The organism is Fusobacterium sp. DD2 (assembly GCF_018205345.1).
In the GTDB taxonomy this organism is placed as follows: domain Bacteria; phylum Fusobacteriota; class Fusobacteriia; order Fusobacteriales; family Fusobacteriaceae; genus Fusobacterium_A.
Genome location: NZ_JADRHM010000016.1, coordinates 1 through 18766 on the forward strand (window position 1 = coordinate 1; position 18766 = coordinate 18766).

The 18766-nt window shown below is 33.0% G+C and carries 20 protein-coding genes and 1 tRNA gene; 19 read left to right on the forward strand and 2 right to left on the reverse strand.

All coding sequences use genetic code 11. The features are described from left to right. The first annotated feature begins 496 nt into the window (after nucleotides 1-496). From IX290_RS03915 to IX290_RS03965, 11 genes are all read left to right on the forward strand, one after another. Entirely contained in the window at nucleotides 497-739 is a 243-nt protein-coding gene (locus IX290_RS03915) for a hypothetical protein (protein ID WP_211491912.1), read from the forward strand. 55 nt (nucleotides 740-794) lie between these two features. Beyond that, nucleotides 795-869, forward strand: a tRNA-Gln gene (locus tag IX290_RS03920). Nucleotides 870-1160: 291 nt separating this feature from the next. Continuing rightward, nucleotides 1161-1883 (forward strand): hypothetical protein, encoded by a 723-nt coding sequence (locus tag IX290_RS03925; RefSeq protein WP_211491913.1) that lies wholly within the window; start codon nucleotides 1161-1163, stop codon nucleotides 1881-1883. A gap of 18 nt (nucleotides 1884-1901) precedes the next feature. Continuing rightward, nucleotides 1902-2528 (forward strand): hypothetical protein, encoded by a 627-nt coding sequence (locus tag IX290_RS03930; protein WP_211491914.1) that lies wholly within the window; start codon nucleotides 1902-1904, stop codon nucleotides 2526-2528. A 21-nt stretch (nucleotides 2529-2549) separates the two neighbouring features. Next, complete coding sequence (locus tag IX290_RS03935) at nucleotides 2550-3383, forward strand: hypothetical protein (protein ID WP_211491915.1); 834 nt, start codon at nucleotides 2550-2552, stop codon at nucleotides 3381-3383. Next, the gene (locus tag IX290_RS03940; RefSeq protein ID WP_211491916.1) at nucleotides 3383-4150 is read left to right on the forward strand and encodes a hypothetical protein; all 768 of its coding nucleotides are present in this window, start codon (nucleotides 3383-3385) and stop codon (nucleotides 4148-4150) included. The genes IX290_RS03935 and IX290_RS03940 overlap by 1 nt, the downstream gene beginning before the upstream one ends. 129 nt (nucleotides 4151-4279) lie before the next feature. Then, the gene (locus IX290_RS03945; protein ID WP_249168845.1) at nucleotides 4280-4720 is read left to right on the forward strand and encodes an S-layer homology domain-containing protein; all 441 of its coding nucleotides are present in this window, start codon (nucleotides 4280-4282) and stop codon (nucleotides 4718-4720) included. Nucleotides 4721-4741: 21 nt separating this feature from the next. Further along, nucleotides 4742-6094 (forward strand): glucose-6-phosphate isomerase, encoded by a 1353-nt coding sequence (locus IX290_RS03950; RefSeq protein WP_211491917.1) that lies wholly within the window; start codon nucleotides 4742-4744, stop codon nucleotides 6092-6094. Nucleotides 6095-6194: 100 nt separating this feature from the next. Further along, the gene (gene mscL / locus IX290_RS03955; RefSeq protein WP_211491918.1) at nucleotides 6195-6593 is read left to right on the forward strand and encodes a large-conductance mechanosensitive channel protein MscL; all 399 of its coding nucleotides are present in this window, start codon (nucleotides 6195-6197) and stop codon (nucleotides 6591-6593) included. 243 nt (nucleotides 6594-6836) lie between these two features. Next, nucleotides 6837-8108, forward strand: a complete 1272-nt coding sequence (locus tag IX290_RS03960) for an ATP-binding protein (RefSeq protein ID WP_211491919.1) — start codon at nucleotides 6837-6839, stop codon at nucleotides 8106-8108. Beyond that, nucleotides 8101-8757, forward strand: coding sequence for a HEPN domain-containing protein (locus tag IX290_RS03965; RefSeq protein WP_211491920.1), 657 nt, complete (start codon nucleotides 8101-8103; stop codon nucleotides 8755-8757). The genes IX290_RS03960 and IX290_RS03965 overlap by 8 nt, the downstream gene beginning before the upstream one ends. 43 nt (nucleotides 8758-8800) lie before the next feature. Here IX290_RS03965 and IX290_RS03970 read toward each other — a convergent pair whose 3' ends face one another. Then, nucleotides 8801-9976: an iron-containing alcohol dehydrogenase gene (locus IX290_RS03970; protein WP_211491921.1), complete on the reverse strand. Its 1176-nt coding sequence runs from the start codon at nucleotides 9974-9976 to the stop codon at nucleotides 8801-8803. Between the two features lie 103 nt (nucleotides 9977-10079). Further along, nucleotides 10080-10379 (reverse strand): hypothetical protein, encoded by a 300-nt coding sequence (locus IX290_RS03975; RefSeq protein ID WP_211491922.1) that lies wholly within the window; start codon nucleotides 10377-10379, stop codon nucleotides 10080-10082. 260 nt (nucleotides 10380-10639) lie between these two features. Between IX290_RS03975 and yaaA the strand changes: the two genes are divergently transcribed. The 8 genes from yaaA (at nucleotide 10640) to IX290_RS04015 (ending at nucleotide 18747) form a co-directional block, all read left to right on the forward strand. Continuing rightward, on the forward strand, nucleotides 10640-10846 hold the full coding sequence (gene yaaA / locus IX290_RS03980; protein WP_211491923.1) for a S4 domain-containing protein YaaA: 207 nt from the start codon (nucleotides 10640-10642) through the stop codon (nucleotides 10844-10846). A 38-nt stretch (nucleotides 10847-10884) separates the two neighbouring features. Then, nucleotides 10885-11982, forward strand: a complete 1098-nt coding sequence (recF, locus tag IX290_RS03985; RefSeq protein ID WP_211491924.1) for a DNA replication and repair protein RecF — start codon at nucleotides 10885-10887, stop codon at nucleotides 11980-11982. Beyond that, on the forward strand, nucleotides 11963-12658 hold the full coding sequence (locus IX290_RS03990; RefSeq protein ID WP_211491925.1) for a DUF721 domain-containing protein: 696 nt from the start codon (nucleotides 11963-11965) through the stop codon (nucleotides 12656-12658). The genes recF and IX290_RS03990 overlap by 20 nt, the downstream gene beginning before the upstream one ends. Continuing rightward, nucleotides 12658-12924 (forward strand): extracellular matrix regulator RemB, encoded by a 267-nt coding sequence (locus IX290_RS03995; RefSeq protein WP_211491949.1) that lies wholly within the window; start codon nucleotides 12658-12660, stop codon nucleotides 12922-12924. The genes IX290_RS03990 and IX290_RS03995 overlap by 1 nt, the downstream gene beginning before the upstream one ends. Next, nucleotides 12917-14824 (forward strand): DNA topoisomerase (ATP-hydrolyzing) subunit B, encoded by a 1908-nt coding sequence (gene gyrB / locus IX290_RS04000; protein WP_211491926.1) that lies wholly within the window; start codon nucleotides 12917-12919, stop codon nucleotides 14822-14824. The genes IX290_RS03995 and gyrB overlap by 8 nt, the downstream gene beginning before the upstream one ends. A 78-nt stretch (nucleotides 14825-14902) precedes the next feature. Continuing rightward, complete coding sequence (gene gyrA, locus IX290_RS04005) at nucleotides 14903-17476, forward strand: DNA gyrase subunit A (protein WP_211491927.1); 2574 nt, start codon at nucleotides 14903-14905, stop codon at nucleotides 17474-17476. A 40-nt stretch (nucleotides 17477-17516) separates the two neighbouring features. Then, on the forward strand, nucleotides 17517-18284 hold the full coding sequence (locus tag IX290_RS04010; protein ID WP_211491928.1) for a hypothetical protein: 768 nt from the start codon (nucleotides 17517-17519) through the stop codon (nucleotides 18282-18284). Nucleotides 18285-18288: 4 nt separating this feature from the next. Next, nucleotides 18289-18747, forward strand: a complete 459-nt coding sequence (locus IX290_RS04015; RefSeq protein WP_211491929.1) for a metallophosphoesterase — start codon at nucleotides 18289-18291, stop codon at nucleotides 18745-18747. Nucleotides 18748-18766: the final 19 nt, after the last annotated feature.

Here is an 18766-nt window from a genome sequence, read left to right on the forward strand (position 1 = left end):
GTTAAATAGATATAAAAAGGAGTGAGGTTTTACCTCACTCTTTTTCATGGGAGTTATTATGGAGGAAGTCTTTTGAAAAGATGATTCTGAAGATTTCATCGTCAACTTTTGTACCACTCTTTTTTATAAGAGCATGGATAGAAAAGATGAGGATTTTCTCTAAAATATTTGGATTCAAATACTTCTTTAAAAATTCTTTGATAAAATCTCGTGGCATAAGCAATCACCTCTTACACATATATTCTATCTTTTTAAGAGATAAAAGGTAAGAGAAGTGATATTGACAGATATTAACTATAGGAAAAAAATAAGATAATTTAGCTATAGAAGAGTTAAAATCCAATAAAAAGCTCTAAATATGGTATTTTATTATTGTTCGTATACATATGTTTAATCACTGTATACTATAGGTTACTTGAAAAAATAAATATTGAAAAAAATGAAAAGTATGGTAAAATATAGTTGATTAAAAAAGTAAAGATTATAGGAGGGGAATATGGAAAGATTAAGTGAAAAAGAACTTAAAGAGATAATTGCAGAGATGAAAGCAAATGGAAAATATATGGAGTATCAGGATATGATATCTGATGATTTTGAAGAGCATCAGGTTGTGTATTTAGTTGAACCTGATGAGATGGCAGCTCTTGCTTATAAACACAATACTATCCCTTATAAAATGCGTGAATATTACAACTGGCATGAGATGAATCTCCTTGTTGAAGAGGAAGACGGAATATAAATTTAAAAAAAGTTGTTGACAACATATCAAATATATGGTAATATAAGTGCGTTGTTGGGCTGTCGCCAAGCGGTAAGGCAACGGACTTTGACTCCGTTATGCGTTGGTTCGAATCCAGCCAGCCCAGCCATTTATTATAATATATTGAAACCTTAATGTCCTTTGAAAAAAGGACATTTTTTTATTTTTTGAATTTATATAAAAAAGTTAAATATGAGGCTGTTGCATTTCTAAAAGTGTAAAAATAGAATTTTTGATATTGAAAAAAATTTATATCTTAAAAATTTGATTTTTATGGACTTGCAATAGCCTATTTTTTTATTTAAACTATACTAATTCAATTTAATGTATATGAATTGTGATGGAAAAGTGATATAATGGAACTATCAAAAAAGTAAAAAACTGAAAAAGGGGGAAAGTTATGAAAGAGCAGGGAAAATTAGCATTTGGCATTATAGGTGCTTTTGCAATTGCTTTTGTTATTTCAGGCTGTTTCTATTTACAGGGATTATATGCAGTCAACAGGGAGAGAAGGGCAAATCAGGAAGCACTTGAAAGATATTTAGGCAAATCTGAAAAAAAAGACGTTCCAAAGAACAGATTTTCTACAACTGTAGAGCCAAATATCGAGGCAGAGAAGTATGTTCCACTGGATGTTGAAAAGGAATTTAAATCTTTAGGTCTTGAAGCTTATATCCCAAAACCAGAGGATAAAGTTGTAAAGAGTGAGGATGTAAAGGATGACAAGGGGAATGTAGTTGGGAAGAAAGAGTACAAAGAATCAGGAGTTGTTGTAATAACATCACTTGAAAATGGAAAACTTGTATCAACTACTACAGGACTTGAAAAAGATGGAAAACTTGATGGAGAAGTAACAGTGGTATATGGAAATGGAGAGAAGGATGTATACACTTACAAAAAAGGAATACGTCAGGGAAAATGTACTCTTTACTTTTCAAATGGAGATAGAGAAGAGAGCAACTATGATAAGGATAAACTCGTTGGAAAGGCAACATACTACTTTTCAAATGGGGATAAGGAAGAATACAACTATAAGGATGGCGTAATTGATGGAGATGCCAAATACATATATGCAGATGGAAAAACTGAGAGCTATAAGTATGAAAATGGAGTAAGAAAATAGTATAGGGGGAAGTTTATTATGAAAAAGATAACAGGGTTTTTAATGATGTGTTTTATGTTTATTCTGGTAGGATGTACCAACCTGGATGATATGCTGACAGGGATATCAGATACACTTACAGCGTTGACAGGAAATGTCCATAAGACAATAAATTTAAAAGCTCCAAATGTCAATGGAGTTTCTTTTCAGGACTATAGATTAGAGGTATCAAGTGAGACAAGTGGTAATCAGACATATATTGTAATGGAAATAAAAGGATATGTAACAAATAACAGAAGTGAAACAATAGATGTGGAAGTACAAATACCAATCTATAATGAACAGGGTAGAATGACAGATGTTAAGAAGACACATTTCTTTATAGGAGATAACAGTAGAGAGTTTTTAAATGGAAGATGGTCTGAACCAGTGCCACCAGCTCTTCAAGTTAATGAAAAAGGTGCTATAACAACTATCTATGAAAGAGGGCATTTCCTAGGAAGTTCTGAGCCTAGAAAAGCTCCAGCAAAACCTGCTAAAGCAGTATCAAAACCAGCACCTAAGAAACAGACAAGAGTAAATGCTGCACCAGCTGCTAAATCAGCACCAGTTGAAACAAAAGTAGAACCAGTAAAGCAGGTTAGACAGCAAAGAAGATCTAGATAAAATTGATGGGGAGTGATTGTCTTGGTTGAAGCTAAATTTGTAATAGCTGTAAAAAAGATAGAAGATGGACTGTACGAAGTTAGATATCCTGATTTTCCAGGTCTTGTGTCTATGGTTGACAGTCCTGAAAGAATAAAAAGTGTATGTGGAAAGATGTTGAATATCCACTTAAATGAGATAAAAGAGGCTGATAAAGAGCTTGTATATCCAGTTACTTATGATGAAGCACTGAAGTTTAAAAAGCCTGGAGTGGAACTTGACTTAGTAGCTATAGTAATCCCAGAAGGATTGAAGATGACTGAGAGAAAAGAACCAGTGTCAGGTAAGGAAAAAATTGAAGAAACAGCAAAAGCAGTTGGAGAAACAGTTAATAAGGTATTTAAAAAACTTGATAATATTGAGAAACTTGAGAAGGTAAATAATCTGGGATCATTACCATTTGTAACAGGAATACTCTTTATACTGTCTGTATTTCTGCCACTTGCATCTGCAAAGGACTTTTTTGGTGGAGGAACTCAGTATATGGGGCTATTTTCAACTGTAAAAGGTGATATTGGAATGCCATTTTATACATTTAAAGCTATTATGGCCTTTATGTATGTTCTGGTAATTTGTTCTGGTGCATTTTCATTGTATACAGGAACTTTGAAAAGCAAATTTTATACAAAAGCTGCAGATGTAATATCTATACTGTTATTCTTTGCCTTTATGCTGGTATTTGATGTGGAAATGGGAAGATATTTCCCTGTTGCTGGAGTTGCTGTTGGTAAATCTTATATGTTTTTAGCACTGTTTATAGGTGCATTAATTGCAGCCTTTGATTTGGCACTTATTCTTGCAAGAGGTGATGAGTAATGAAAAAAATATTAGTACCGCTACTATTGTTGTCACTTTTAGCAGGATGTGGCAAAGAGAAATACCCAACTAACAAAGCAAAGCTTGAATTGGCATATAAAGGGATAGTACTTCATGATAAAAAAGCTATAGAAGAACTTAATAAGATTGATAAAGAGTACCAGAAAATCAGTGGGGATCTGATGAAAAAGGTCACTGAAAATCCAGATTATAAGCTGAGTAAGAAGGAGCTTTATCTCTTTAATTTTGATCAGATAATGTCTCTATGTGAATTTAATGCTATGGACTTTGAAAAGGGATATGGAAAACAGGCAACAGTACCACCTTTAAGTGAAGTAATAACTAAAGATGGAGATCCAGTCAGTTTTAACTTCAGATTAAGACGTAGTTATGGTGATAAATATATTGATGTTATCTCAGAAGACTTTAAAAAATTCACTGGAGTAGCTGTAAAGAGAAATGGAAATGGGGATATCTCTGAAGTAATGAGATTTAAAGATGGTGAAAAAGTAGAGGAGATTGAGTACAGAAAATATGACTGGGGTGGAGATTTGAAAACAATTATCTACTATAAAGATGACCAGCCATTTATGATAAAAGAGTATGAATATTATCCTCGTAAATTTAAAGAGGTGAATGTAGTATTAGAAAGATTTAAAGAAGGGCAACCTAAAAAAATCTACACAGCACCTAATAGTTATACTAAAGGAGAGATTTTAACTGTTAATAAATATGGAACAATTAAGAGTCGTGAAAAGTTAAAATAAAACCTGTTAGAACCTCAGTATTTAAGGGCTGAGGTTCTTTTTTTATACTCTAAAAAAATCAAAGTTATATAGATAAAATACTATAGATGTGATATACTTAAAAATAAGATGACCACATAGGGGGAGTATATGTTGAAGTATATAATTCTATTATTTATGCTGATATTTGGTTCAGCTTTTGCAGAAGTAACTTATGAAGATGTTAGCCGTGATCACTGGGCTTATTCATCTATACATTCTCTTGCAGAAAAGGGAATTTTAACAGATAACAGGTTTAAGTTTGATGGAAATCAGCCACTTTCAAGATATGATTTTGCATATACACTTGCCCGTGCTATGGATTACGTAGATCTTACTAAGGCGAATAAAGAGGATCTTAAAATTCTTGAATCATTGATGTTGGAATTTTCACAGGAACTTAATAAGATAGGTTTTGATGCAAGTACATTTAACAACAGATTGAATACAACTAATGAGACAATAGAGCTATTAAGAGCAAGAGTAACAGAGAATGAAAAGACAATAACTGAGCTAAAAAAGAGAGTGGAAGCTCTTGAAGATAAAAATTAATTTAAATAGGGAGGAATCATAATGAAAAAACTGTCATTTGATTATTCTAAAGCAATTGGGTATGTAAGAGAAGAAGAACTAGCTTTTATGAAGGATCAAGTATTAACTGCTGAAAAATTCTTAATTGAAAAGAACGGTGCAGGAAATGATTACTTAGGATGGATTGAACTTCCAACTAACTATGATAAAGAAGAATTCATAAGAATTAAAGCTGCAGCAGAAAAGATTAAAAGAGATTCAGATATTCTTTTAGTAGTAGGAATAGGAGGATCTTATTTAGGAGCTAGAGCTGCTATAGAATTTTTATCACACACTTTCTATAACAACCTACCAAAGGATAAGAGAAAAGGGGCTCAAATTTTCTATGTAGGAAATAATATTTCAGGATCATATTTAAAACACCTTTTAGATGTTCTTGATGGAAAAGATTACTCTATCAACATCATCTCTAAATCAGGAACTACAACAGAGCCTGCAATAGCATTTAGAGTACTTAGAAAACACTTAGAAGCAAAATACGGTAAAGAGGAAGCAAGAACAAGAATATTTGCAACTACTGACAAGGCAAAAGGAGCACTTAAAAAACTTGCTGATGAAGAAGGATACGAAACATTCGTTATACCTGATGATGTAGGAGGAAGATTCTCTGTTTTAACACCAGTTGGATTACTTCCAATAGCTTGTGCAGGAATAGATATAGATGAGCTTATGGCAGGGGCTAGAGAGGCTCAAAATGATTATATGGCACCATTTGAAGAAAATGACTGCTACAAATATGCTGCTATCAGAAACATTTTAAATAGAAAAGGTAAATCAATAGAGATGTTAATCAACTATGAACCAAGATTACACTATGTTGGAGAATGGTGGAAACAACTATTTGGAGAATCTGAAGGTAAAGATGGAAAAGGATTATTCCCAGCTGCTGCAGACTTCTCAACAGATTTACACTCAATGGGACAATATATTCAGGATGGAAGAAGAGAGCTATTTGAAACTGCTATTCTTATAGAAAAACCTGAAACAGATGTAATTATTGAAAGTGAAGATGTAGACTTAGATGGTCTTAACTATTTAGCAGGAAAAGGAATGGATTTTGTCAACAAAAAAGCTTCTGAAGGAACTCTTCTTGCTCACGTAGATGGTGGAGTACCAAATCTAGTAGTAAGAGTACCTGAAGTGACACCTTTCCACTTAGGATACCTGTTCTACTTCTTTGAAAAAGCATGTGGAATCAGTGGATATATGCTAGGTGTAAATCCATTTAACCAACCAGGTGTTGAATCATACAAAGCTAATATGTTTGCACTACTTGGTAAAAAAGGATATGAAAAACAGGCTGAAATTTTAAATAAAAGATTACAAAATAAATAAAATATATTGCAAAGTAAATAAATATGGTATAATATAAGTAGTGAATATTTGAGGTCAATCTCGTGATATTCTAAAATAATATTATAAGGTGAGGTATTATATGGGATTTTTTCAAGAATTTAAGAAATTCGCACTTCGTGGAAACGTGCTAGATATGGCAGTTGGAGTTATTATTGGGGGAGCATTTGGAAAGATAGTTACAAGTCTTGTTAACGACGTATTACTTCCAATAATAGGAATCGGTACAGGAAAAATCGATATTTCTAAACTTGCAGTTACAATAAAATCAGGAACAGATGGTGCAGAACCTGTAGTTGTAAAATACGGAATGTTCTTACAAAATATTGTGGATTTTGTAATTATATGTCTATGTATCTTTATAATGATTAAGGTTATGAACTCTTTAGTTAAGAAGGAAGAGGAAGCTAAACCAGCTCCAGCACCATCAAAAGAAGAGGTTTTATTAACTGAAATAAGAGATATCCTAAAAAACAAATAAGAACTACTTAAAATTAAGAGCTATACTCTCTTTATGTGTAATTCATAGAGCTGTATAGCTCTTTTTTTGTGGTATAAAAACTGTTGTTGATAAAAAATAACTAAAATAATAAAAATAATATTAAAAATATATATTATAATTAATAAAATAGTTGAAATATTTGCAAAATATAAAAAATAGTATATAATAAATATAGGTTGCAACCTATGTTGCATATATATATAAAATAAATGGAGGTAAAAGATGCTGTTACAATATGATATAGAAAATAATTTATCAATAAAAGAGCGTCAAAGGGTATCCTTTGTAGCAGATAAAAAGAAAGAAAATATAGAATGTACAATTGGAACAGCTGGATTTGAGGTTATTCCTGTTGTTGCTATTTATGGAAAAAATGCATCAGGAAAAACTAATGTGTTAAAGGGATTGAAGCATATTTTTGATATGGTGACTATGTCTCCAATTTTTGATCCTTTTGAAGGAATTCCTTTTTATCATCCTTTTAAATTTTCTAACAAAAAAAATGAGGATTCAAAATTTGAAATTACATTCACTATAAAAGAGAAGAGATATACCTATGGTTTTTCTCATAATAACAAGGAGATTACAGAGGAATATCTTTATGTATTTAATACACAAAAACCAACTAAGATTTTTGATAAAGAGGTTGGAGATGAAAGCTATACCTTTGGAACTAATTATGGAGAGCTTGAAGAATATGTAGAAAAGACTCATAATAATAAGTTACTTTTATCAACGATAGCTCATTGGGCTGCTAATCAATCTGAAATAACAGCTATATATGAATTCTTCAAAAATGGGATGCTTTACTATCAAAAAGATTGTGGAATTCCAGCTTTTGAATTTGAAAAAGCAACTAGTAAATTACTTATTGAAGATGAAAAAGCAAGAGAGTTTTTAAAATTGTTGATACAATATCTAGATATGGAAATAGTGGATATAGAGGTTAAAAATATTGAAGTTAATATTGAAAATGCACCAGAAGAAGTAAGGGATTTTATTAAATTTGTAAAAAAAGAGCAACCTAACTTGACAGCTACTGATGTAAAAACAGTTTATAATATTGCTGGAGAAAAATACTCTTTGGATTTAGATGCTGAATCTAATGGAATACAGAAGATTTATCAGATTTTTCCACTACTTTATCATGGATTAACAAGTAAGAAAATAATAGTTATTGATGAGATAGAAACAGGACTGCATCCACTTATCGTAAAAGCCATTATTAAATTGTTTCAAAATAGAGATATAAATAAATATAATTCTCAATTAGTATTTACAACTCATTTGCCAACAGTTTTAGATTTACAACTTTTAAGAAGAGATGAAATCTGGTTTGCTGAAAGAACATTAGAAAGAGGTTATTCAACTGAACTCTATTCTTTAGCAGATGTCACAGGAGTAAGAACTACTGATAATATTGAAAGAGAGTATCTTCAGGGAAAATACAACAGAATACCTTCAAAAAATACTTGGATTGATGTCCGTGGCTAGAAAACTTAGTTCTCCTGAAAGATTTCAAAATACTAAAAGTCAAAAAGATATAAGAGTAAATTATAAAACATGGCGAAATGATTTGAAAGAAAGCTTTGTAGAAAACTTGGATATAATAAAAAAACTACAAGATAGAAATATTCAAGATGTTATGGAGATATGTAGAATGCAAATTTCTCTTCTAATGAGTCTATATGATTATACAATTCATGAGATTGTAAGGTATAAAATGGTAGACATATATGAAGGTGTTGCTGAAAAGAGCAGGCAATATGATTTTTTTAAAGTTTCAATGCGTACATTACAGGAAGCTATAAATGAACCAGAAAAACCATTATCTTGGTTGCTTAGAGGAGTTTCTTTTCAAAATGATACAATAAGTTATATTAATCCTAAAAAGACTTTGGAAGCTTTAAGTTTTGTTACAGACAGGGATATGTTTGAAGAATACTGTAAGGATAGCGGAAAAGAATATAGTGAATTTTTTTCATATTTAGCTGGTCTTAATTCAAGACGAAATCAAATCGTACATAGTATGGATATAAAAAATAAGAGAACTTTAGAGCGAAATGATATTACCCAACAGGAAACAGAGGAGATATTAAGTACAGTTAGAGAGTTAGTTATCTATCTGATAGAAAAAATATAAGGGAGCAGTTGCATTACAAAATGCAACAGGCTCCCTTTTTATTTTACAGACACATCTCGTAGATTTTCTCTACATCTTCTGGAGTGAGATGTTTATATCCTCTTACAATAGTATCTCCCTTAGCAGTACAAGCTTTATCAGCCATTGCAGCAAAGTGAGTTCTATCTATTCCAACCTCTGTTAGAGTACTCTTTAATCCAAGTTCTTTAAATAGGAAGTGTTCAACAGCTTCAATTCCTTTTTTAGCAGCTGTCATGTTATCAAGTTTTGGATCTATATCAAATACTGCTACAGCAAAGTTTCTAAATCTTTCAGCAGTAGTTTCATCAAGTACATACTTCATCCAACGAGGAGTAAGTATAGCAAGTCCAAGACCATGAGTGATATCATAGTAAGCTGAAAGCTGATGTTCCATTGGGTGACAGCTCCAAGTGTTGTGTTCACATAGAGCTATAAAGTCGTTGATTGCCCAAGAAGAAGTCCACATAAGGTTAGCTCTTGCTTCTTCATTAGTAGGATCTTTCATAGCTATAGGAGCGTATTTTACAACAGTTTTCATAAGACCTTCCATAATCTTATCCAGCATAAACATACTTCCTTCTGCATTGAAATATGTTTCTATTATGTGAGAGAAGATATCTGCAGAACCACAGGCAGTCTGATAAGGTGATACAGTGTATGTATTTGCAGGATCTAAGAAAGAAACACTAGGTCTTAAGCATTTAGCAGCAGTTCCTATCTTGTCATTTGTTTCAAGATTAGTGATAACTCCACTGTCATCCATTTCAGATCCAGTAGCTGCAAGAGTAAGTATTGAAACTATTGGCAGACATCTTTCAATAGGTGCTTTTCTATCTACAAGGTCCCATGCATCTCCATCATAGTAAGCTCCAGCTCCTACAAATTTTGTACAGTCAATAACAGATCCACCACCAACAGCAAGTAATACATCTATCTTTTCATCTTTACATATTTGAGCACCACGATTTACAGTTGTAACACGTGGGTTTGGTTCTATTCCACTTAATTCAAAAAGTTCAAGTCCTGCATTTTTTATCTCTGCTACAACTTTATCGTAAAGTCCATTTCTTTTGATAGACCCTCCACCATAGCAAAGTAAAACACGTTTTCCGAATTTTTTAAGTTCTGGTCCTAATTTAGAAAGTTGATTTCCCCCAAAAAATACTTTAGTAGGAATATCATAAGTAAATCTATACATTTAATCCCCTCCTGAATAAATAATCCTTACTCTGATTATACCACATGATTTGAGATATTGAGGATAAAAAAAGGAGGAAAAAATCCTCCTCATTTTAACTTTTTTATTCTTCTTTTGAGTTGTGTTCAATGTAATATTCCAGTGCTACAAGAAGTTTTTTGTTTTTAGCTAAAGTCTTAATAGATCCTTCTCTTGATTTCATTTTCTTTTCAGTGTAAGTTAACCATTCGTCATAATCAGCAAATGTTACATCTTCTGGGAGAGGTTTAGAGGCTTCCTGAAGCTCCTTAATGTGGTCTAAAAGTGCTTTGTAGTTCTCAACCTGGTTCTTAAGTGAGTCTTCCCTTTTAATAGAGTTAGTGAGCTTTTGGATTTCCTTGTTTACAACTGTTTCAACTGACATATGCGTTACCTCCTTATTATTTTTCCAGGTGGCCTCCTGATACATATATCATATTCCTTTTGGGAAAAATATCCTAGAGAGTCAATATATACTGTTGGCAAGTAATGGAAAAAACTATAAAAATATAGGCTTGGGAGAGAGTAAAGTTGATAAAACAGATTTAAAAATCTTTAACATTATGATACAATAAAGAATAAGCAAAATTCAAAAATATGAAAATTAACAGAGAATTTTAAATATATTAACTAAGGAGAAATGAGATGGAAGAGGTAAAAATATCAACTGAGTTTATAAAGCTTGACCAGTTTTTAAAATGGACTGGAATATGTGATACAGGAGTAGATGCAAAGTACTTTATCACAGATGGAAATGTAAAAGTAAACGGAGAGGTTGAATTAAGAAGAGGGAAGAAACTTTACCCTGGTGACAAGGTGGAAGCTGGAGGTAAAGAATTTCTAGTTAAATAGTCTGTCATTATGTGAGTGGATAAAGGGGAATTGCAGATTTGGAGATTTTAGAGATAAATTATGTAAATTTTAGAAACTTAAATGATGGAAACACAAAGTTTTTCCCAAACCTCAATCTTTTTTGGGGTAAAAACGGGCAGGGAAAGACAAGTCTTTTAGAAGCAGTATACTTTGGAGCTACAGGACAGAGTTTTAGAACAAGTAAAGCAGCTGAAATGATAAAGTATGGTACCTCTAAGACTGGAGTTTATGTAGTTTATGAAGACATGATAGGTAGAAAAACCTTGACTGTGAAATTTGTAAATGGAAAAAAAGAGTACTGCTATAATGATAAAAAAGTTGCATATGATGAGTTTTATGGGAAATTGAATGTTGTGACATATATTCCAGAGGATATTGTATTGATAACAGGTTCTCCATCAGTGAGGAGAACTTTTTTTGACGGAGAGATTGCCCAGACAAGTCCTGAATATTTTGCAGATTTAAGAGCATATAATAAGATACTTAAGATAAGAAATAAGTATCTTAAGGAGCAGAATACTAAAAACCAGGAATTTGCCATATATGAAGAGCAGTTTATACACTATGGAGCCAAGGTCATTGCAGCACGTCTTGAATATGTGAGCAAAATATCCATAATTTTAAATCTCAATTATCGTAAGCTTTTCGATGATAAAAAAGAACTTAATCTTACCTATTATTCTGAATTAGGAGAGCTTAAAAAGCAGAGTGTAGAGGAGATTGAAGAACTTTTAAGAGAGCGGATAAAGAAGAGATTTTTTATGGAGAAAAGGTATGGATTTTCACTGTGCGGACCACAGAAGGATGATTTTCTATTTGTCCTAAATGGTCATGAGGCAAAATCAACAGCCTCACAGGGTGAGAAAAAATCTATAGTATTTTCACTTAAGCTTTCAGAGATAGATATGGTTATAAGGGCTAAAAGAGAGAATCCAGTCCTTGTAATTGATGATATCTCATCATATTTTGATACAAATAGGAAAAACAGTGTTTTGAACTATTTGGAAAAACGTAATATTCAGGTTTTGTTAAGTTCAACAGGGGGTCTGGGAATAGACTCTAAAAATTTCTATGTGGAAAGTGGTGAGATAGAATATGGAAAACAACTTGACTAGTGTAAAAGATGCAGTTGTAAATGGAATAAATAAGAGCAGAAGGTTGAAAGAGGGAGTGCTAAAAGCTGAATGGACTAAGATAGTAGGTAAGTTTGCAGCAAAATCTCAGCCTGAATTTATAAAGGATGGAGTATTAAACCTTATAGTTGAGGGGCCTATATTTGCTCAACATTTTAATATGAAAAAAAATCAGATAATTGAAACTATAAATAACTATTTCAATGCAGAAGTAGTAAAAGACCTGGTTATAAGAACTGGACAGCTCAATGAAAACAGATATGAGTATCTGGATACAGAGGATAAAAGTGGTGCAAGAAATGCCGTTCCTAGAAAAGATGAAGAGCTGAAAGCAGACAGTAAAAAGGAAAAACCAGTAAAGGCAGAAACAGCTTTAAAAAATGAAGATAAAAAGAGTAAGGAAGATTCTCAGGAGATCTCATTTGAAGAGGGGCATAGACTAGTTGAAAATGAGGATATGTCTGAAGCAGGGATTTTAAAGAAGATAGATTACTTAAGAAGACTTGCAATAGATAGAGAGAAGTATCTCCTGTCTCATGGATATAAAAAGTGCAAATGCTGCGGAATGATATTTGAAAGTGAAGATGGAGAGGAATTCTGCAAAGTGTGTATTGAAGAGAAAAAAGATAGAGAATATAGAAGAAGAGGTATGGAGTGATGTACCTTTATCTTGAAGGGGACAAGTTAATCCCCAATGAAAAAGTAGTCCTTATTATTGATTATGAGCAGATAACTGGGAAGTCAAATCAGGAATTTTGGGAAAAAGAGATTGGGAAAAAAGAGGTCATAGACCTCTCTCAAAAAGGTAGGAAAAGTGTTGTGATTACAGATGAGGAGATATATATTACCTCCTATGGAACCCAGACACTTATGAACAGAGGAAAAGAATTTTTTAGCATAGTTGGAGGTATAAAGAGTGAGTAATAATTATCAAGCAGAAGATATTACGGTATTGGAAGGATTGGAAGCAGTAAGAAAAAGACCGGGAATGTATATAGGTACTACATCTGAAAGAGGTCTACACCACCTTGTGTGGGAGGTAGTTGACAACTCTGTTGACGAAGCTCTTGCAGGTTTTTGTACCCACATTGAAGTAAATATACTTCCAGACAACGTTATAGAGGTAGTGGATAACGGAAGAGGAATTCCTATTGATATCCACCCTAAATATAAAAAATCAGCCCTGGAAATAGTACTTACAGTACTTCACGCAGGAGGTAAATTTGAAAATAACAACTATAAGGTGTCTGGAGGACTTCACGGAGTTGGTATTTCAGTAGTTAACGCACTGTCACTTTGGACAGAGGTAGAAGTAAGAAAAAATGGTAAAGTATGGTACCAAAAATATAACAGAGGTATACCTGAAGAACCTGTAAAAGAGATAGGTGAAACAGATGACCATGGTACTACAGTAAGATTTAAAGCTGACCATGAGATATTTGAAACACTTGTATTTGACTACAATACTTTAAAAAACAGATTAAAAGAGCTTGCTTATTTAAATAAAGGTCTTGTTATAACAATAACAGATTCAAGAAAAGAGCCATTTAAGAAAGAGGTATTTGAGTTTGAAGGAGGAATATCAGACTTCTTAAAAGAGATAACTCAGGATACTGAAAAACTTATAAAAGAACCTGTTCACATAGTTGGAGAGGTAGATAATGTAGCTGTTGAAGTGGCATTTACATACACTGTAAATCAATCTGAGATAGTGTACTCATTTGTAAATAATATCAATACCCATGAAGGTGGTACTCACGTACAAGGATTTAGAACAGCTCTGACAAGAACTATAAACGATGTAGGAAAGAGCCAGGGAATCCTAAAAGAAAAAGATAAAAACCTTCAAGGAAACGATATCAGAGAGGGAATAATAGCAATAGTTTCAGTAAAAGTTGCTCAACCTCAATTTGAAGGACAGACAAAAACAAAACTTGGTAACTCTGAGGTAACAGGAATAGTATCAACAGTAGTAGGAAACTCACTAAAAATGGTACTTGAAGACAACCCATCAGATACTAAGATAATAATAGAAAAGATATTAAACTCAAGAAAAGCAAGAGAAGCTGCTCAAAGAGCAAGAGAACTTGTACTTAGAAAATCAGCTTTAGAAGTAGGATCACTACCTGGTAAACTTGCTGACTGTTCATCTAAAAATCCTGATGAATGCGAAATCTATATAGTTGAGGGAGACTCAGCAGGAGGATCAGCAAAACAGGGAAGAGACAGATATCACCAGGCAATATTACCACTTAGAGGTAAAATATTAAACGTAGAAAAAGCAGGACTTCACAGAGCTTTGGAGAATAATGAAGTAAGAGCAATGATAACAGCTTTTGGTGCAGGAATTGGAGATAACTTTGATATTTCTAAATTGAGATATGGAAAGATAATTCTTATGACAGACGCTGACGTTGACGGAGCTCACATAAGAACTCTTCTTTTAACATTCATATACAGATATATGGTGGAACTAATCTACAACGGAAACGTATATATTGCACAACCACCACTATATAAGATCTCTTATGGTAAACAGATAAAATATGCATATTCAGATAGAGAACTTGCAGAGGTAACTGAGGAATTTGAAGGGGATAATAAAAGATATACTCTTCAAAGATATAAAGGTCTAGGAGAGATGAACCCAGAACAACTTTGGGAGACAACAATGGACCCTGAAAATAGAACACTATTAAGAGTATCAATAGATGATGCAAGAGCTGCAGATATGCTATTTGATAAACTTATGGGAGACAAGGTAGAACCTAGAAGAGAGTTTATTGAAGAAAACGCTGAGTATGTAAAAAATCTGGATATCTAATTCAGATATGCCTTTCAGGTGGCATGTTACCTGTAAAAGAATAGAAGAGGAGGGATACTGCTAAGGCAGTTAGAGAATATGTCAAATATAAATAACAGATACATAGAAGATGAAATGAAAGAATCATATCTTGATTATTCCATGAGTGTTATTGTAAGTAGAGCACTTCCAGATGTAAGAGATGGAATGAAGCCAGTACATAGAAGAATACTTTTTGCAATGAATGAACTTGGTATGACTTTTGATAAACCATATAAAAAATCCGCAAGAATCGTCGGGGAAGTACTAGGTAAGTACCACCCACATGGTGACTCTGCTGTATATGGAACAATGGTAAGAATGGCACAGGATTTCAACTACAGATATCCACTTGTTTCAGGACATGGTAACTTCGGTTCAATTGACGGGGACTCTGCAGCGGCAATGAGATATACTGAGGCAAGAATGGCCAAGATCTCAAATGAACTTATGGAAGATATTGATAAAAATACAATAGATTTCAGAAAGAACTTTGACGACTCATTGGATGAGCCTACTGTATTACCTGCAAAACTTCCAAACCTATTAATAAATGGGGCAACAGGAATAGCAGTTGGAATGGCAACAAATATTCCACCTCACAACTTAGGAGAGGTAGTAGATGGAACTCTGGCACTAATAGATAACCCAGAACTTACACCACTTGACCTTATGGAGTATATAAAGGGGCCAGATTTCCCTACAGGTGGTATAATAGATGGTAAGAAGGGTATAAAAGATGCTTACCTTACAGGAAGAGGAAAGGTAAGAGTAAGAGGTAGAATAGAGATAGAGGAGTTGAAAAACGGTAAGATAAATATTATAATAAGAGAAATACCTTACCAGTTAAATAAATCAACTCTTATTGAAAGAATAGCAAACTTAGTTAAGGAGAAAAAGGTATCTGGAATATCAGATTTAAGAGATGAATCAGATAGAGATGGTATAAGAGTAGTAATTGAACTTAAAAAAGGTGAGGAACCAGAACTAATCCTTAACAAACTATATAAATATACAGAACTTAGAAGTACTTTTGGTATCATAATGCTTGCACTTGTTAACAACACACCAAAGGTATTAAACTTAAAAGAGATAATTCAAGAGTATATAAAACATAGATTTGAAGTAATTACCAGAAGAACACAGTTCAACTTGGATAAAGCAGAAAAAAGAGCTCATATTTTACAAGGATTTAGAATAGCACTAAATAACATTGATAGAATTATAGAGCTAATTAGAGCTGCATCAGATGCAAATGAAGCAAGAGAGCAATTGATTGAAAAATATGCATTTACAGATGTTCAAGCTAGAGCAATTCTGGATATGAAACTTCAAAGATTAACTGGACTTGAAAGAGACAAAATCGAAGCTGAATATGCAGAGATTGAAAAATATATTGCTGAATTAAAAGAGATATTAGCTAATGATTCAAGAATATATGAGATAATGAAAGATGAGCTTAGAGAGCTTAAAGAAAAATACAGTGATGAGAGAAGAACAGACATCCAAAAATCAAGACTTGAGATAAAACCTGAAGATCTTATTAAGGATGAAGATGTAATTCTAACTTTCACAAATAAAGGTTATGTAAAGAGAATGGAGCTTAGCAAATACAAAGCTCAACGCAGAGGTGGAAAGGGAGTAGCAAGTCAAAATACTATTGAAGATGACTTTGTTGAAACTATTCAGGCTGCAACAAACCACGATACTTTAATGGTATTTACTGATAAAGGAAAGGTATACAACCTTAAAGTATATGAGATCCCTGAAACTTCTAAACAGTCTAGAGGAAGACTGATGAGTAACATAATTAAGCTTGAAGAGGGAGAAAAGATAAGATCTATCATCAGAACCAGAGATTTCTCTAAGGAAAATGAGCTTATATTTGTTACTAAAAATGGACTTGTTAAGAAGACAAATCTTGATGAATATAAAAATATAAATAATTCTGGTCTTAAAGCTATCAAAATCAAGGAAGATGATGATATAATATATGTAGGACTGATAGAGAAGATAGATGAAGAGGAAATCCTACTTGCAACTAAGAATGGATACTCTATCAGATTTGCATGTAAAGATGTAAGACCTACTGGTAGAGATACTATGGGTGTTAAAGGACTTACTTTAAGACATGGAGACTCAGTTGTATCAGCTCTTCTAATTAAAGATGCTGAGAACGGAAGAATCCTTACTATAACTGAAAATGGATATGGTAAGAGAACAAGAATAGATGAATATCCACTTCAAAACAGAACTGGTAAAGGTGTTATAAACTTAAGATGTAACGCTAAAACTGGAGATGTAGTATCAGTACTTTGCGTATTTGACGGAGAGGAACTAATGGCTATTACATCATCTGGAATAGTTATCAGAATGGCTGTTGAGGATATTGTTCTATATGGACGTGCAACTCAAGGTGTAATCATCATGAAAGTTGACGGAAAAGAAGAAAAAGTAGTTTCAATAACAAGAGTAACCTCTGAAGATGAAGAAGACGAAGAGTTAGATGGTAAAGCTGAAGAAGCTGAAATCGTTGACGACGTTGATGATATAGATTCTGAAGATGATTTCGATGATGACGAAGACGATTCAGATGACGAAGAAGAGATGGCAACAGAGGAAACAGTGGAATAGTTTTATCGTATATTAATTACACATAAGTGGGGGGATTTATATGAGAAAAGCCTTAGTATTGTTTGGAAACGAAATTGAAAGAAAAGCACTTATTGACACAGTTATCTATCTGAAGAGAACTTTGGGATTTAAAATTGAAGCTCTTTATGTTAGAGATGTAGACAGAGAGAAAGTTATGTCAACTCCTGACGGACTTATTATGGCAGGACGTGTACCTATTATGTTACAGGGATGGAATGCTGTAGAACAGGCTGAGATTGACAGTATTAAAAAGTGTTTTGAAGAAAAGGGACTTAAAGAGGAACTCACACTTGATGTTGGAAACATATCTGAAGTAGTTACTGAACATATGAAAACTTGTGACCTTTTAGTTATGGGTAAAAATGATATTTTAGGAGACAGAGAGGTAAGTATACTTAAAGGAAACTACAAATCTGTACTTCTTGTAGGAGAAAAACCACTTAAGAAAATCGATACTGTATATATAGGAAATGACGATGGAGTTAAAGTTAACAGAAGTTGTGCTCACTTTATCCATATGTTCCCAGAGGTTAGTAAATTCTACTCATTTACAATAAGTAAAGAGATGGATGAAAACTACCTTGTAGAGTATCTTGAACAAAATGATAAAGAGGTAATCCAAGGGGAACTTGACCATAAAAAATATGATGAAGTACTTGAAAAAGTATCAGAACCTGATATATTTATAATGGGTAACCTAAGCAGAAGTTATTTCCTTGAAAAAATAGTTGGAAAAAACGGAGTGAAATTATTAGAGAAAGGTAAGGCTCCTATATTTATAGGATAAAAAGATGAAGATTTTAGTTGTATCAGATTCTCATATGAGATTTCAGAAACTTTTGAATATATATGAGCTGGAAAAACCTGACCAGGTAATATGTGCTGGAGATCACAGTAAAGATGGAGAGGAACTCTCTTTTGTATATCCAGACACAAAATTCTATATCGTAAGAGGCAATTGCGATATATTTGACAGAAAATATAATGATGAAATGATACTTGAGCTGGAGGGACATAAAGTCCTTCTGGCTCATGGTCATGAATATGGGGTAAAATATGATTATGGCTCTATTAGGGAGAGAGCTAAGGTCTTAGGTTGCGATATTGTTGTATTTGGACATACCCATATTCAATATCTAGATACAGAAGATGGAATTACCCTCTTCAATCCAGGGGCTGTTAGGGATGGAGAGTATGGTATTTTATATATAGATAAAAATGGATTTGAGTTTCAGCACAGATGCTTATAACCAACCATGAAAACGTTTA

Coding starts and splice junctions, on each gene's coding strand:
- yaaA (WP_211491923.1), top strand. CDS start 10,640: ATGGAAGAGGTAAAAATATCAACTGAGTTTATAAAGCTTGACCAGTTT.
- IX290_RS03930 (WP_211491914.1), top strand. CDS start 1,902: ATGAAAAAGATAACAGGGTTTTTAATGATGTGTTTTATGTTTATTCTG.
- IX290_RS03975 (WP_211491922.1), bottom strand. CDS start 10,379: ATGTCAGTTGAAACAGTTGTAAACAAGGAAATCCAAAAGCTCACTAAC.
- IX290_RS03990 (WP_211491925.1), top strand. CDS start 11,963: ATGGAAAACAACTTGACTAGTGTAAAAGATGCAGTTGTAAATGGAATA.
- IX290_RS03950 (WP_211491917.1), top strand. CDS start 4,742: ATGAAAAAACTGTCATTTGATTATTCTAAAGCAATTGGGTATGTAAGA.
- IX290_RS03915 (WP_211491912.1), top strand. CDS start 497: ATGGAAAGATTAAGTGAAAAAGAACTTAAAGAGATAATTGCAGAGATG.
- IX290_RS03940 (WP_211491916.1), top strand. CDS start 3,383: ATGAAAAAAATATTAGTACCGCTACTATTGTTGTCACTTTTAGCAGGA.
- IX290_RS03945 (WP_249168845.1), top strand. CDS start 4,280: ATGTTGAAGTATATAATTCTATTATTTATGCTGATATTTGGTTCAGCT.
- IX290_RS03970 (WP_211491921.1), bottom strand. CDS start 9,976: ATGTATAGATTTACTTATGATATTCCTACTAAAGTATTTTTTGGGGGA.
- mscL (WP_211491918.1), top strand. CDS start 6,195: ATGGGATTTTTTCAAGAATTTAAGAAATTCGCACTTCGTGGAAACGTG.
- IX290_RS04015 (WP_211491929.1), top strand. CDS start 18,289: ATGAAGATTTTAGTTGTATCAGATTCTCATATGAGATTTCAGAAACTT.
- IX290_RS03995 (WP_211491949.1), top strand. CDS start 12,658: ATGTACCTTTATCTTGAAGGGGACAAGTTAATCCCCAATGAAAAAGTA.
- IX290_RS03960 (WP_211491919.1), top strand. CDS start 6,837: ATGCTGTTACAATATGATATAGAAAATAATTTATCAATAAAAGAGCGT.
- gyrA (WP_211491927.1), top strand. CDS start 14,903: ATGTCAAATATAAATAACAGATACATAGAAGATGAAATGAAAGAATCA.
- IX290_RS04010 (WP_211491928.1), top strand. CDS start 17,517: ATGAGAAAAGCCTTAGTATTGTTTGGAAACGAAATTGAAAGAAAAGCA.
- IX290_RS03925 (WP_211491913.1), top strand. CDS start 1,161: ATGAAAGAGCAGGGAAAATTAGCATTTGGCATTATAGGTGCTTTTGCA.